17 protein-coding genes are annotated in these 14,479 nt (G+C 48.2%); 5 read left to right on the top strand and 12 right to left on the bottom strand.

Features of this window, described 5'->3' with window-relative positions:
• Positions 1 to 14: 14 nt before the first annotated feature.
• The 8 genes from ACXAD6_RS14460 to ACXAD6_RS14495 all read right to left on the bottom strand — a co-directional run bounded on the left by ACXAD6_RS14460 (position 15) and on the right by ACXAD6_RS14495 (position 6,702).
• Complete coding sequence (locus ACXAD6_RS14460) at positions 15 to 497, bottom strand: flagellar protein FlgN (protein WP_474969458.1); 483 nt, start codon at positions 495 to 497, stop codon at positions 15 to 17.
• A 12-nt stretch (positions 498 to 509) separates the two neighbouring features.
• Positions 510 to 773, bottom strand: a complete 264-nt coding sequence (gene flgM / locus ACXAD6_RS14465) for a flagellar biosynthesis anti-sigma factor FlgM (RefSeq protein ID WP_474969459.1) — start codon at positions 771 to 773, stop codon at positions 510 to 512.
• Positions 774 to 850: 77 nt separating this feature from the next.
• Positions 851 to 1,264 (bottom strand): TIGR03826 family flagellar region protein, encoded by a 414-nt coding sequence (locus ACXAD6_RS14470; RefSeq protein WP_474969460.1) that lies wholly within the window; start codon positions 1,262 to 1,264, stop codon positions 851 to 853.
• 75 nt (positions 1,265 to 1,339) lie between these two features.
• The gene (locus tag ACXAD6_RS14475) at positions 1,340 to 1,963 is read right to left on the bottom strand and encodes a ComF family protein (RefSeq protein WP_474969461.1); all 624 of its coding nucleotides are present in this window, start codon (positions 1,961 to 1,963) and stop codon (positions 1,340 to 1,342) included.
• A gap of 35 nt (positions 1,964 to 1,998) precedes the next feature.
• Complete coding sequence (locus ACXAD6_RS14480) at positions 1,999 to 3,237, bottom strand: ATP-dependent helicase ComFA (RefSeq protein WP_474969462.1); 1,239 nt, start codon at positions 3,235 to 3,237, stop codon at positions 1,999 to 2,001.
• A gap of 236 nt (positions 3,238 to 3,473) precedes the next feature.
• Complete coding sequence (locus tag ACXAD6_RS14485) at positions 3,474 to 4,319, bottom strand: DegV family protein (protein WP_474969463.1); 846 nt, start codon at positions 4,317 to 4,319, stop codon at positions 3,474 to 3,476.
• A 401-nt stretch (positions 4,320 to 4,720) separates the two neighbouring features.
• The gene (locus tag ACXAD6_RS14490) at positions 4,721 to 5,398 is read right to left on the bottom strand and encodes a response regulator (RefSeq protein WP_027955040.1); all 678 of its coding nucleotides are present in this window, start codon (positions 5,396 to 5,398) and stop codon (positions 4,721 to 4,723) included.
• 164 nt (positions 5,399 to 5,562) lie between these two features.
• A complete protein-coding gene (locus ACXAD6_RS14495; protein ID WP_474969464.1) occupies positions 5,563 to 6,702 on the bottom strand; it encodes a sensor histidine kinase in 1,140 nt (379 codons plus the stop codon).
• A gap of 155 nt (positions 6,703 to 6,857) precedes the next feature.
• Here ACXAD6_RS14495 and ACXAD6_RS14500 point away from each other — a divergent pair, with 155 nt between their 5' ends.
• Positions 6,858 to 7,499 carry a YigZ family protein gene (locus ACXAD6_RS14500; RefSeq protein WP_474969465.1) on the top strand — a complete coding sequence of 214 codons (642 nt, stop codon included), beginning with the start codon at positions 6,858 to 6,860 and terminating at the stop codon, positions 7,497 to 7,499.
• Between the two features lie 16 nt (positions 7,500 to 7,515).
• On the top strand, positions 7,516 to 8,538 hold the full coding sequence (locus tag ACXAD6_RS14505; RefSeq protein ID WP_474969466.1) for an LCP family protein: 1,023 nt from the start codon (positions 7,516 to 7,518) through the stop codon (positions 8,536 to 8,538).
• 39 nt (positions 8,539 to 8,577) lie between these two features.
• Here ACXAD6_RS14505 and ACXAD6_RS14510 read toward each other — a convergent pair whose 3' ends face one another.
• Positions 8,578 to 9,624, bottom strand: a complete 1,047-nt coding sequence (locus tag ACXAD6_RS14510; RefSeq protein WP_474969467.1) for a glycosyltransferase family 4 protein — start codon at positions 9,622 to 9,624, stop codon at positions 8,578 to 8,580.
• A 376-nt stretch (positions 9,625 to 10,000) separates the two neighbouring features.
• Between ACXAD6_RS14510 and ACXAD6_RS14515 the strand changes: the two genes are divergently transcribed.
• Both ACXAD6_RS14515 and ACXAD6_RS14520 read left to right on the top strand, forming a co-directional pair.
• Positions 10,001 to 11,461 carry an APC family permease gene (locus tag ACXAD6_RS14515; protein WP_474969468.1) on the top strand — a complete coding sequence of 487 codons (1,461 nt, stop codon included), beginning with the start codon at positions 10,001 to 10,003 and terminating at the stop codon, positions 11,459 to 11,461.
• A gap of 177 nt (positions 11,462 to 11,638) precedes the next feature.
• On the top strand, positions 11,639 to 12,676 hold the full coding sequence (locus ACXAD6_RS14520; RefSeq protein WP_474969469.1) for an LCP family protein: 1,038 nt from the start codon (positions 11,639 to 11,641) through the stop codon (positions 12,674 to 12,676).
• Between the two features lie 50 nt (positions 12,677 to 12,726).
• Here the strand turns inward: ACXAD6_RS14520 and ACXAD6_RS14525 are convergent, their stop codons facing one another.
• The 3 genes from ACXAD6_RS14525 to ACXAD6_RS14535 all read right to left on the bottom strand — a co-directional run bounded on the left by ACXAD6_RS14525 (position 12,727) and on the right by ACXAD6_RS14535 (position 13,554).
• A complete protein-coding gene (locus ACXAD6_RS14525; protein ID WP_206933429.1) occupies positions 12,727 to 12,996 on the bottom strand; it encodes a hypothetical protein in 270 nt (89 codons plus the stop codon).
• A gap of 148 nt (positions 12,997 to 13,144) precedes the next feature.
• Positions 13,145 to 13,267, bottom strand: coding sequence for a hypothetical protein (locus ACXAD6_RS14530; RefSeq protein WP_474969470.1), 123 nt, complete (start codon positions 13,265 to 13,267; stop codon positions 13,145 to 13,147).
• Positions 13,268 to 13,344: 77 nt separating this feature from the next.
• The gene (locus ACXAD6_RS14535; protein ID WP_027955031.1) at positions 13,345 to 13,554 is read right to left on the bottom strand and encodes a YkvS family protein; all 210 of its coding nucleotides are present in this window, start codon (positions 13,552 to 13,554) and stop codon (positions 13,345 to 13,347) included.
• Positions 13,555 to 13,749: 195 nt separating this feature from the next.
• Here ACXAD6_RS14535 and ACXAD6_RS14540 point away from each other — a divergent pair, with 195 nt between their 5' ends.
• Positions 13,750 to 14,343 (top strand): YdcF family protein, encoded by a 594-nt coding sequence (locus ACXAD6_RS14540; protein WP_474969471.1) that lies wholly within the window; start codon positions 13,750 to 13,752, stop codon positions 14,341 to 14,343.
• The last annotated feature ends 136 nt before the right edge of the window (positions 14,344 to 14,479 follow it).

The following is a 14,479-nucleotide window of genomic DNA, read 5'->3' on the forward strand; positions in this document are numbered from 1 at the left end:
TGCTGCTCCTCTATTTAAGCTTTCGAATCAAACAGGGAGCGCTTCGGCGCTTCCTGCTTTTGTTTTCCGTAATTCAACGACTGGATGGACGGCTCCAGTGTATTCAGTGACAGGCTGATAAACTGCATCGACTGTTGGATGAGCTCCGCATTCAAAGCCTCCTGCTGTTTCAAATCAGAGAGAACGAAGATGAGCGCTTCATACGCACGCTGCAGCTCCTCTTTTTCCTCACCTGAAAGAAGCTGGAGCATTGCGGAAACGGTCTCGTCCTGTCCCGTATGCCCCTTCTCCTTAAACCACTCGGCCGCCGCTTCCGTCCGCTGCTTTTCCATCTGTTTCACAGCCTGCACATGCTTACGCTCCTGCTGCAGCAGTTTCTGCATTTTGTCCGTTTCATTATGCTTCAACGCCTCTGTTTTGGTGTGCGATACCGTAAGCAGGCTTTTATGCAGCTGAGTCAGTTTGTTCATGAGAGTTATGATGGTACCGATCGTCATGGTGATGCTCCTTTATTCTTTGTTTGAAAAGAAATCGATCATCTTTTTCGCTGATGCCTGGGCATCCACCTGATAATTGCCCGTATCCACATCATGCTTGATCTGTTCCACGAGTTTCTGTCGCATCGGAGATACCGAATCATTCTCCTGCATCTGCTTCGCCTGCGGAGAGATTTCCAGCTTATCCTTCGCCTGATGAGTTTTGACATCTGCCTGCTGATTCAACTGTTTTTGATAAGGGTTCATCTGAGTATGATGCGGTCGATTGATTTTCATTAGATACACCTCACTTACGTGTCCGTTTCGTTATACTCTATATATCGGAAAAGGAATCGCTCCATCCATCATCCAAATTAATCATTTCCCACTGAGTAATAAGTCTTACGAGACACTTTTTCCTTGATCCGATCAGCAAACTGCTCGTTGCGCGTTACCTGCTCCAACTCTGCTCCGAGTTCTCTGCTGCAGCTGGAACAGATGCGTCCTTCCTGAATGGGGGAGCCGCACTTCTCACATCCGTATTCCAAGGAAGGAAACTGCGAAGGATGAAGCCTTTTCTGCTTTACGAATTCCCGGATCTGCTTCTTCGAAACGCCGGTTTTTGCTTGTATTTCATTGACCGTAGCCGTGCGGTTGGATTTTTTCTTTAGAAACGTATACACCGTCTGAAAGTCCTGCTCCTCTTTTTTTACGCATGCCTGACAGATGACGGCCGCTCCTTTTATGAATATGGCATTACAGCGCGGACAGTTCGCTAATTCTCCCATGCCGATGGTCCCCCTTATACTCTCTTTCTTATTATATCGGTTAAAAAATAAGATTCAAAAGTCTCATAGACAGATTCATCGAAAAATTGTAAATGACCGCACCTCGGGACAGCCGCTTTCTTTCAACAGCGAGGCCATATGACGGATCGTTCTTCCCGTTGTATAAATGTCATCCACGATGATAACCGGCTGATTTACCGGTTTCACAAGAGAAAAGGGGTTGTCCGCTTCCAGCCTCGCCCGTCTATTCCGCTTCGACTGCTTTTCCCCGTGAATGCGTTTAAAAAGATGCGCGGGTTCTTTTCCGACCATTTCAATGATCTTCCCGGATTGATTAAAGCCGCGCTCCTTTTCCCGCTCCGAACTCAAAGGAACGCAGACAGTCAGATCATCATCCAGGTTCAGCCCCTTCCACTTTTCCTTCACCATCACTTCAAGAGCTTCCACAGCCACGTAATCGCCGCGGTATTTCCATTTGGCGACAAGCTCTTTGGCAAAAGCATTGTACGTAAACACCGAATCGTTTTGATCAAGGACACCAGGAAGCGTCTCTTCCCAGCGCGAGCAGTCACCGCAGAGACCCTCTTCTGCTCTTGAACACATCGGACAGCGTTCAGCAGGAAGCTTCGCAAGCTCTTCTTCACACGTCCGGCAGATTTTCTTATTGATTACCGGCAGCAGGAAATTTGTCCAGTTCACTTCCGGTACGATGGGTGAAAAGCAGAGATAACAGTTCACAGCTTCTGCCCCAGCTTGTTCATCTTTTTGATCGCTTCCACCGCGTCCAGCATCTCATCGGTTTTACCGATGTGGTAAAAACGCACATCCCCATCCGGATCGTCAGCGCTTCTTCCAGCCCGGCCGGCAATCTGAACGAGAGCCGCTTCATCGAAGACAACATGACCGGCATCGATGACGTATACATCGACCGACGGGAAGGTCACGCCACGCTCTAGAATCGTTGTCGTAACGAGAATGCGGTACTCTCTATTGCGGAAGCTTTGAATTTTCTCTGCCCGGTGATGATCTTCGGCGTGGACCGACTTTACTTCAAACCCTTCTTCCTTTAAGAAAGCAGCGATTTCCTCTGCCTTTTTAATGGAAGGAAGAAAAAGCAGCAGCTGCCTGGCTGTGGTCTGCTGTTCAGAGATGGTTTTCGATAGATGCTGCGGAAGCTTTCCTCGGTTCAAAGAGCGGTGAAGCATCGGAGTCAGCTTCAACACAGGTACAGGGAGCGGGTGACCGTGGAATCGTTTCGGGATGAAAGTGACGGGGAGGGATTTTTGGCGGAGCCTTCGCTTTTGTTCTTTTCGTGGCGTTGCGGTTAAATAAATGATCGCAGCCTCCTGCTTGGTCGCTCTTTTGGCTGCAAAATGCAGCGTGGGATCGTTGTGAAAGGGAAAGGCATCGACTTCATCGATAATGAGCACGTCAAAAGCATGTGCAAATCGGAAAAGCTGGTGGGTGGTGGCAATGACAAATGGAGCCCGCCCGTTTTTGTCCGGACTGTCCCCGTACAAAGCCGCTGTATCGACTGCAGGAAAAGCCTTCTGCAGCCGAGGCTGCAGCTCACGGACAACGTCGGTCCTCGGTGTGGCAAGGCAGATTCTTTTGCCGGTTTCCAATGCTTTTGTAATCGCAGGAAAAAGCACTTCTGTTTTCCCAGCTCCGCAGACAGCCCAGATGAGGTGTTCCCCGGAGCCGTTTTGAACCAACGCGGTCAAATCATCGGCCGCCCGCTGCTGGCCGGGAGTCAGCGTTCCCTCCCATACACATGGATCCTCATAGAGAGGCCACTGGACATTTGCGCTTCCTATATACAATGGCTCACATTCCAATACACGTCCCATTTGGATGCAGTTGCGGCAGTAGACGCACGACTTTCCACAGGTTGTATGGGGGAGTTCGGCAAACAAATGGGCCTGCGTGTTCCCGCAGCGGCGGCAGCGTTTTTGAAACAGGTGCTGCTCCATACTCTCTGTTTTCGTTAAAATTCGTTTCGAAACCAACGTTAATATTACTTTTTGACTGTAGGGGATTTCATGTGGGAGGAGGAGTTTACCGGCAAGATCGAGATGTGGATGAGGAACGGGATTGGAGGGGATCCAGGAGAAGTCCTGAGGTTTCTTTCGTTGGAAATACGGGAGCACAGCGTCACCTTCCTTAGAAAAATAGAGCCTGCCTGAGTCTCACAGACAGGCTCGTATTCTCAGGACTGACGGTACCAGCCAAGGCCGATCGCCCCTTCACCGAGGTGGGTGCCGATAACCGGACCAAAGTAGCTTAAGGTCACGTGGACATTGGGGTGCCGGGATTCTATTTCTTTCTTCAATTCCGCAGCTTCATCCGGACGGTTGGCGTGAATCAGGGTTGCTTCGTATTCCCCCCCGTCCTCCACTTTTTCTGCGAGCAGGGAAAGGATCCGTTTCAGTGCTTTTTTACGCGTACGGATTTTTTCAAACGGAACGATTTTCGTATCCACAAAGTGCAGCACCGGCTTCACCTGAAGCAGACTGCCGACAAATGCCTGCGCTCCGTTCAGACGGCCGCCGCGCTGCAGGTGGGACAAATCATCCACCATGAAGTAGGCATGCATCGTTTCCTTCATTTTTTTCAGACGGGACAAAATTTCGTCAGGACCTGCTCCGCGCTCGGCCATATCCGAAGCCTCAAGCGCATAAAAGCCCTGCATGTGGCAGCTGATTTCCGAGTCAAACACGTGGACGTCGATATCATCCACCATTTCCCCGGCGGTCATCATCGCCTGATAGGTGCCGGAGATTCCGCTGGATAAGTGGATGGAAATGACGGCGTCATAGTTGTGCGCCAGTTCCTCGAGCTTTTGTGTCATGATGCCGATCGACGGCTGGGAGGTTTTCGGAAGCTTCCCGCCTTCCCTGACCATGTCATAAAAATCATCGGCGTTGATATCAATCTCTTCTTGATAGGATTCTTCCCCAAAGATGACGTTTAAGGGGACCATATGTATATGATGGGCTTGTCTTACTTGCTTCGGAAGGTAAGCCGTACTGTCCGTTATGATTGCTGTTTTCATCCGACCCAGCTCCTTATAAAAAAATTCCTCTATGCTTATATGTACGATAGTTTTCTTTTTTCTCCTTCCCTATTTTACATGAAGGCCGCTGCCATTGCACCAACAAACTGTGCAGCTGTCCGATGTCAGACACTCCCATTCCTGTTGTATCAACGAAGTCGGAGTCAGGTTCTGCGGGGGACAGGTCGCTTTCCGCGGACATGCGCTGAGTCTCCTCAGGCTCCGCCTTGCGGGGCCTCACCCTGCATGCTCATCCCGCAGGAGTCTCCCCGTCCCCCTTCGAACCCTGCTGAATGAGAGCCTTCTCATCCTGTTTAATGAAATACCAGGCCCGGTCATGCAGACAAAGAAAAAAGCTGCCCGGAGGTTCCGGACAGCTTGAGTAAGGAGCAAATCTACCGTTAAATGACTTCCACCCAGCCATTTTTAATGGCCGTGACAACCGCCTGCGTACGGTCATTCACATTCATCTTCTGTAAAATATTGCTGACATGGTTTTTAACGGTCTTTTCACTGATGTATAAGGCCTCTGCTACACCGCGGTTGCTGTTACCGTCCGCCAACAGCTGCAGCACTTCGCATTCGCGGCGGGTAAGCAGATGAAGCGGTTTGCGGTACTCGATCGTACGATAGCTGCTGCTTCCTTTGCTTTCTGACAAACGGCGGTATTCCGCTACTAGATTGTGCGTAACCTTCGGATGCAGATAAGAGCCTCCAGCACCGACGACTTTGATGGCATCGATGAGCGCATCAGAGTCCATTTCCTTCAACAGATACCCCTGCGCCCCTGTTTTCAAGGCGTGGGTGACATAGTTCTCGTCATCGTGAATGGACAGGATGATGACCTTCATTTCAGGATACCGCTTCGTAATTTCTGCTGTCGCTTCTACGCCGTTCATGCTTGGCATGTTAATGTCCATTAACACTACATCCGGCAGGTGTTCCTCGACGATTCGCAGTGCTGCATCCCCGTCATCACCTTCGGCTACAACTTCAAAACTGGATTCGAAGTCGAGGATTCTCTTTACGCCCTCCCTGAACAATTTATGGTCGTCAATCAGTACGATTCTGGTCGTCATGGTCATTTCCTCCTGTTTCTCTTACATAGAATGGTTTTTTGTTCCCCTAACCTATTCTTTGTTCTCTCTCTATCTCTGTTTTTGTTTTGTTTGTAAATGACACCCTAATCCTGCTTTCTATTATAAACGATTTAAGTCCATTTACATAGTTTTTCACAAAATTATCAATTTAATGGCAGATGGATTGTGACTATCGTCCCTTCACCGATGCTGGAATCGATGTTCAGTTCGCCTTCGAGCATTTCTACACGTTCCCGCATGCCCATCAGGCCGAACGATTTTTCCTTCTTCCCGTTCGTATCAAAACCTTTTCCGTCATCCTTCACGATGATCATCGCACTGGTGGACATGATTTCGACTTTCACTTTGATTTCCTGCGCTTCGGCGTGCTTGACCGCATTTTGGACGGCCTCCTGCACAAGGCGGAACAGAGCTACTTCGTATTTGGATTCCAGCCTGTCTTCTTTCCCGAACGTGGCGAAGGTGATGGTCAGTCCATCATTGTAATCCTGGACGGTCGCCAGGTATTTTTTCAATGTAGGAAGTAAACCAAGATCATCAAGGGCCATTGGACGGAGGTCGTAAATGATCCTCCGTACTTCATAGAGGGCAGACCGGACGAGCGAGCGGACACTTTTCACTTCCTGCATCGCATCCTCGATGCCGCGTTTCTTATAGGTCCTTTCTACAAGGTCGGAGCGGAGCATCACGTTGGCCAGCATCTGTGCCGGACCGTCATGAATTTCCCTGGAGAGCCGGCGGCGTTCTTCTTCCTGCGCTTCAATGATCTGCAGGCCGAACTGCTGCTTTTCCTTCGCTGTTTCCAAAGCATCGCTGACCTGTTTGAAATCTTCGGTTAAGTAATTCAAAACGACGGAAATTTTCCCGCCTAACGCTTCCGCACGTCCAATCGTTTCCTCAAGCTTACGAAGTCTGAGTTCAAGGTCGTCCCTGCGGCAGCGCAGCTGTTTCTCTTTTTCTCTTTTCATCGAGAGTTCCATCTGCAGGGCATGGGTTTTCTCATAGACTTCGCGGATTTCTTCCTCTGAATATTTCTGGAACTGACTGCTTACTTCGGACAAACGCTTGCGGGAAAAACGAACTTTCTGATCGAGTTGATCGCCTTCTTCAATATAAGCAATCACCTGTCGTTTCGTTTCCTGCAGTTCATCGTACAGCTTTTCATATTCCTGACGGGATCCCTCGCCGATCTCAAAGATTTCATCCTTGCTGTTGGTGACTGTATCCACCATCTCATCGATAATATGGTCAAGGGCGATATCCCCCGTTTTCTGTTCGCTCATCACAAGTCCCTCCATCAATATTCACATAATCATTCGTAAGACCCATGTCCATTTATGGGGGTTATGTACAACTTTTCAGCCGCAATCCTACTATTTGTATGGTTTGCCCATTTCAACCCCCCTCGATATAATAAAAGCTTAGGAGGTTTTCAACGATGCTGGAAAGATATTATACCGTAAAACCTGAGGGTTCTGAAGAAGTTACCATACAAAAATCCCGCTTCATCGGTTATGTGAAGCGTTGTGAAACAGAAGAAGAAGCACAGGCCTTTATTCAGGAAATCAAAAAGAAACACAGCGATGCCACCCATAACTGCTCCGCTTACATGATCGGCGAACACGATTTGATCCAAAAGGCGAATGACGACGGGGAGCCGAGTGGAACCGCCGGTGTACCGATGCTGGAAGTACTGAAAAAACGCGGGTTAAAGGATACCGCTGTCGTTGTTACCCGTTACTTCGGCGGCATTAAGCTGGGGGCCGGCGGTCTCATCCGCGCTTACGGATCCACTGCTTCTGAAGCCATTACGACGACCGGTGTCGTCCAACGGCAGCTGATGCAGGAAATCAAGGTGAAAATCGATTATACCCTGCTCGGAAAAGTGGAAAATGAAGTGCGGAATTCGACGTATACGCTAGAAACGGTTAATTACCTGGAAAATGTGGAATTAATAATATACGTAGAAAGCGGACTGGAAGAGGAATTCGAAGCTTGGATGGTCGATTTGACGAGTGGTCAGGCGGACATCACAAGAGGCGGAACCTCCTACGTAGAATTTGACGTCACACCGGAGTAAAGGAGCTTACTGACGTATGAAGCTGAAAAAGCTGACCATCTTCCTCTGGGCAGCGGCTTTCCTCTTGCTTGCCGGCATCGGAGCAGCGGCGGGGTATGCGGTTTATTTAACCGATCAGGTGAAAGAAACCGCCACCGAATCCCACAAAGAGCTGGACCGAGGCGGCATGTCGGATAAACGCGTGGAAGAAGTGAACCCTGCCAAAGATCACACGTCTGTGTTATTCATCGGCATTGATGACAGTGAGAAGCGTACAGGTGATGAAGGACTGCCGGCCCGTTCCGATGCCCTCGTTCTGGCCACCTTCAATCAGGATGATCGTTCGATTAAGATGCTGAACATCCCCCGGGACTCACTCACCTATATCCCTGAAGTCGGCTATGAGGATAAGATTGCCCACGCCCATGCCTTCGGCGGTGTGGATGCTACCGTCAAGACGGTGGAGCAGCTGCTTGATGTTCCTGTCGATTATTATGTCCGATTGAACTTCAATTCATTTGTGGAAGTTGTTGATGCCATCGGCGGCATCAACTACGACGTTCCATTTGATATGACAGAGCAGAACAGTTCCGATACAGCGGGAGCCGTAGAGCTGCAGGAAGGCTACCAGACGATTACCGGCGAAGAAGCTCTGGCTCTTGCACGAACAAGGAAGTATGACAGTGACCTTGCCCGTGGGGAGCGCCAGATGAAGCTCATCCAGGAAATTTTCAGTGAAACGATGTCCACAAAAGGGTTGAACAACTTCGACGATATCCTCGCCTCTGTGAGCAGCAACATGAAAACGAACCTGACCTTTGATGAAATGATTTCCTTTAAAGATTATTTCCTGCAGAAGGACGGCTTTACGTTTGATAAAATGCAGCTGTCAGGAGAAGGCGGATTCACTGGTAACGGCTGGTACTACCAGGTGAATGAAGAAGATCTCACCGCCGTCACTCAAACGCTCAAAGATCACTTGAACCTATCCAACCCTCTCGTTAAAGATGATGAGGTGGACAGCTTTTCCAACGGAGACGAAAACAACAATTCCATGTAAAAAAAAGCAGAAGGCTGTTCATCCAGCCTTCTGCTTTTTTTATCGACGGGTTCGGACCCCGCGGATCATATTCAAAATCGGTTTGTAATCTTTTCCAATCAAACCGGTGATTTCAACAATCAATTCAATCATCAGCGCTAGAAGAGCTACGACAAGAACCGCTCCATACATCGTCGCCTGTGAGAATATGACGGCAGCGAGACTGAACAGGGCACTGACCGCATAAATCATCAGGACAGATTCCGGATGGCTGTAGCCGAGATTTAACAGACAATGATGAAGGTGCGACTTATCCGGTGCCGACAGCGGTTTCCGCTGGATGACCCGGCGGACGATCGCAAAGAGCGTGTCCGAAATCGGCACACCTAAAATAATGACAGGAATGACAAGGGAGAATAACGTCACATTTTTAAATCCGAGTAAAGAAAGAACACTGATCATAAATCCTAAAAACAGGGCACCTGTATCCCCCATGAAAATCTTAGCAGGGTAAAAATTGTAGACGAGGAAGCCGAGGGTGCTTCCAAGCATCATCAAGCCTGCGAAGACGACAAATACATTCCCCATCGTGATGGCCATGCCGGAAATGGTTAACAGCGCAATGGCTGATACTCCTGCGGCAAGGCCGTCCAGACCGTCAATCAAGTTGATGGCATTTGTAATGGCAATGATCCAGACGATCGTAAGCGGAATACTGAGATATCCAAGCTCCAGCTCCCCGCCGAAGGGCAGGTTGATGAATTCCACCTGGACACCGCCGATGACGACGACTCCTGCGGCAAGCAGCTGTCCGGCGAGTTTCATTTTCGCGGACAGTTCTTTCAAGTCATCCAGCACGCCGGTCACGATAATGATCGTTCCACCGAGAAGGACAGGCCATGTTAATTCACTTTCCGGAAAAAAGAAGACAATTCCCAGCGCAAAGCTTAAATATATCGCTAAACCGCCGAGACGCGGCATCACATTTTTGTGGACTTTCCGGTGGTTCGGCTGATCCGTCGCACCGATTTTTATTGCTGCCCGCTTGACCAGCGGCGTAATCGCCAGCGAAATGATCAGGCAGAACAGCAAGGCCTTATACTCCATAAAGACCCTCCTCAGGTTTATTATATCCTCTCCGGTCCGTTGTAAGCGGATCGATAATTTCCATCTGTTGTGTTCATACTAAGGTTTGTAATCGAGAAAATTATATCACAGGAATATGGGGGGCAATGTAACGATTTCCTAAATTTCCGTTAGCCTATTTTTTCACACCTCAAACCTATTTAGACCGGTTTCATCACAAACCCCACTATATCAGCAGATTATGTCAGTGGAATAACTGGTTGTTAACAATCCCATTTCATTTTTTGCGTTTTTCTGACTTTTTCTTTATAGAGGTTTTTTTGTTTACACCTTCGTTTTGGTTTGTCTAAAATAGGGAAGTTATCTTTGACATCTAACTAGGAGGACTTATTCGTTTATGGCAACTAGAGAACGAAGAAAATTAGAAAAGACGTTAAAACCCCACTGGGTCTGGGCGATTGCCTTCGGTTCAGCGATTGGCTGGGGCGCTTTTGTACTCCCCACAGACTGGATCGGCCAGGCAGGCCCCGCCGGTGTAGTTCTCGGCCTTTTACTCGGCGCCGCTCTCATGATGATTATCGGCGTCAGCTATGGATTTTTGATTGAAAAATTCCCTGTTACGGGTGGTGAATTCGCTTATGCCTATATAGGATTCGGCCGGCGGTTCGCTTTTATGGCGGGATGGTTTTTAACGCTCGGCTATATCTGTATTGTTGCATTAAATGCCTCAGCCCTCGCACTGCTGGCAAAATTCCTCTTCCCTGATTTTGTTCAGACAGGGAATATGTATACCGTAGCTGGATATGATGTTTCCATGATCCAGATCGCGATTGCATCTCTAGCCCTTATCGTATTTGCTCTATTGAATATCCGCGGTGCCAGCTTTTCCGGACAGACACAATTTGTTTTCAGCCTGATCTTGATTGCGGGAATCGTCCTGCTTGGAATCGGTGCCATCATGACCGACGGACCAAGCGTATCCAATATCTCCCCTGGATTTACACCGGATCAGACCGCAATGGCATCCATTTTAACGATTCTTGCCATTGCCCCGTTCGCGTACGTCGGGTTTGACAACATTCCTCAGACAGCGGAGGAATTTGAATTCGAACCGAAAAAGGCCTTCAGCCTGATCATCTGGTCGCTGCTCGCTGCAGGAGTTGCCTACAGCGCCATGATTCTGATTACAGCCAGTACGATGCCTTGGCAGCAGCTGCTTGCGATGATCAACGACACCCAGTCGGTCTGGGGTACCGGTGACGCGATTGAAAGCTACCTCGGACGCGCCGGCGTCTTCATCATTGCTGTTGCTGTCTGTATGGGTATTTTCACAGGATTGAACGGGTTTTACATTTCTGCCAGCCGTCTGACATTTGCTATGGGACGTGCCCGCATTCTGCCGGACATCTTCCGCAGGCTGCACCCGAAATATAAAACCCCCTATGTCGGCATCCTGTTTACGATGACGATCTGTCTCGTCGCTCCGTGGTTCGGCAGAGAAGCCCTGCTATGGGTCGTCGATATGTCATCCACCGGCGTCGCCATCGCGTACTTTTTCTGTACCGCAACGGCGTACAAGTTTTTCCGCTGGTCAGAGAATTCCAAGGCGGAGAAAAAAGCCAGCACGGTTTCCCCTGGACGCAAGCTTCTTTCCCTGGTCGGAATGATCAGCTCCATCGGCTTTCTCGTTCTCCTTCTGCTGCCATGGTCACCGGCAGCCTTAGGGAAGGAATCCTACATCGCTCTTGGTGTATGGATCATCATCGGCATCGTCTTCTATCTATTAAATGCGAAACGCTACAACGAAATCAGCCGTAAGGAAATGAACTATCTGATTTTAGAAAAAGAAGAATTATAATAGGAAAACTCCCCGGAAATGTTTCGGGGAGTTTTCTTTTTCGACAAAATCACTACAAAAACGACGTTGTATGACAGCCAGTTAACAATTTCCCAATCCTCAAAAAGAACGCCTTCCCCCCGTTTTCATCTATGATAGAATGGGAATTTGAGAGGTTAGAAAACAGAGGTGGAACAAATGGCGAAAAAACTCGTCCGCGTCCGCAGACGCAGGAAAAAAAGAAGAATAAGAAGATGGGTCGTTTTTTTATTTGTCCTGTCGCTGCTGATCGGTGGTGGCTTTTATTACGTGAATAAAGTCTACACCGCCTCTTACGAAGATCTGGATAGAGGAGAAAAATCAGACCTGCGGGATGAAGCTGTGGACATCGGCGATGATCCGATTTCAATTTTACTGATGGGTGTTGAGGATTATTCGACAGAAGGCGGCGCCGGCCGTGCGGATACCCAGATTGTAATGACTCTTGATCCTGATACGAAGGACATTACGATGACAAGTATTCCACGGGATACGCAGGTGGACATCCCGGCCTATAAAGTCGGCGATCAATATGCAGGCTCCCACAAATTGAACGCAGCCTACTCACTCGGGGAAGTTTCCGGATACGGGGCTGAAAAGCTGACGATTGAAACCGTAGAGGACTACCTCGGTATTCCGATTGATAAGTTCGCGTCCGTCAATTTCGAAGGGTTCATGGAAATTGTCGACCTGATGGGCGGCGTCACGATCGATGTAAAGGAAGGCTTCTGGGAACGAAGCAGCCTGGATTATGATAAGAAGATTGAATTTGAAGCTGGTGAAACAACGATGAACGGGGAGGAAGCTCTCGCTTTTGTGAGGATGAGAAAGCGTGATGTTGCCGTATTCTATCCACGGGACGAGCGACAGCGTCAATTCATCCAGGCAAGCATTGATGAGGCCCTTTCTGCCGACAATCTGCTCAAAGCCGGTGAATTTGCGGATATCCTCGGTGACAGTGTCAGTACGAACCTGACGATCTCCGAACTGTACGCCATCCAAAAAACGCTGTCTTCCGAAAATCCTTCGACGACAACCTATACGATTGAAGGACAGGACATGCGTCTGGAAGACGGGTTGTATTATTTCGTCCCGGACGAAGGGGCTCTAGAGGAAACGAAGCAGAAACTGCAGCAGGCTCTCGATATTACGCCTTCCGGATCCTACGGGAACACTACGGATGATTCAAGTGAATAAACACAGCAAAACTGACCATACTCCGGTGTGGTCAGTTTTTTTATGTATCCTTAAGCTGTCCTGGTAAAAATCAAGATTCCGTTGGTCCGTTTCGATGTGTAGGGACCTTCGTACTCCTGTGGAAATCCCTCTTCATCACTTTCGAGTTTAATCCGCTGTATCAAGGCTTTCTCTTTCAATATCCGGCGGAACGTATCTTCTGTTAAATGTCTGAAAGGTTCCACGACAATCGTTTTGTCAATCCGCACGCTGCACCGGCCGCTCACCGGCAGTTCTGTCTGGTCCAGTAAAAGCTTGGTTACATGCACTACCCCTGACATCCTCTCTGTATAAAATGACAAAGAGCCCTTCCTTTTGAAGGGTGCTCTACCCATATTATAAGAAAAGGAGAATAAATTGGAAACGGCAGATATTCCTAGTTGGTTAGAAAGCCTCTTTCATTAATCTTTGAATTTCGTTCTTCCAATATCACTCCTTCCACCCTAAATCCTTATTCCCGCGGGATTGAAGGTCTTTTTCCGGCCATTGAGCCATCCGAAACTCATAGATCATATGGAAGGATCCCTTCGTACCACTTTTCAGTCGATCCAATTCCTTCCATCCCCTAAACCGGCTGATCCTCTCCATAAAAAAACCTTCCCCACCGGAGTGGAGAAGGCCTGTTCATGTTATTCTTCGATAATGCGATAGTTTGTATGAGCTACAACCGTCCTGTCATATTCGAAATCGATGTCATTCAGATTATCCATAATGGTTAAATCAACGATGACAGACTGCTGGCATTGACTTGGAATAACTCTTCCTTTAAATGTGATATCATTTCGTTCAAAGGTAACAATTTGACCAGGTGTTGCAATACGATCATCAGGTTGTATCATATCTCTCTATCCTTTCCGAATCAACATTATTGGTTTCAAAAAAGTTTACATGAAATAAACAAACAATTCAAACAAAACTTTTACAATATATGTTACTAAATTCGACAAAAGTATACAAGTAAAATACTTATGGTTTCACAAATCACTCAGGCGGTATATAGTAGAAATAGAAAAAAATGGAGAGGATGATCTTTTTTGTCTGTAGCCGTTTATAAAATAAAGCGGACCATCCTGATCTTGTTCGGGGTTTTTCTCATCGCTGCGGCAGCTTTCCTTTTCACACTCTACCAACTGGGTACGGATTTTCTTATCCTGGAGGATACCGTGGAGGAGGATCCGGAGGCGGATGCCATCATCGTCTTGAGCGGTAGTGCAGAAAGACTGGAACGTGGAGCGGAATTGTACACCATGGGAGCATCAGATACGGTCATTTTAACGAATGCCGAAGAAAACGGGACGACGCCGGACCGGGCGGTTTCCCTGGGGATATCCGAAGCCGATCTTTTAGAAGACACAAAAGCGACGAGTACATATGACAATGCCCTGTACGCCAAGGACATTATGGAGGAGCAGAACCTTTCCTCAGCCATCGTCGTTACGAGTGAATTCCACTCGCGGAGGACGAAAATGACGTTCGATGATATTTTCGGAAAAGACTATACGTTAAGCTATGCCTTTACCTCCTCCTCGTACAATCCCGCTGACGGTTTGACGGAAATGGAAAAAAAGACAACCTTCAGCGAATATACGAAAATGATCTTTTACTCGATCCGTCTGCTCTTTGACTGACTTTTTATATGCAGTATCCATGCGCCTGAAACAATCACTAGGATAGTCCTATGGACAGGCGTATGTCTATCCGATACAATGAAAGCGATTTCATAAAAATGGAAAAAGGAAGGGATGAAAACGCATGAAGAAATCA

Source organism: Halobacillus sp. ABH2_015 (assembly GCF_056158945.1).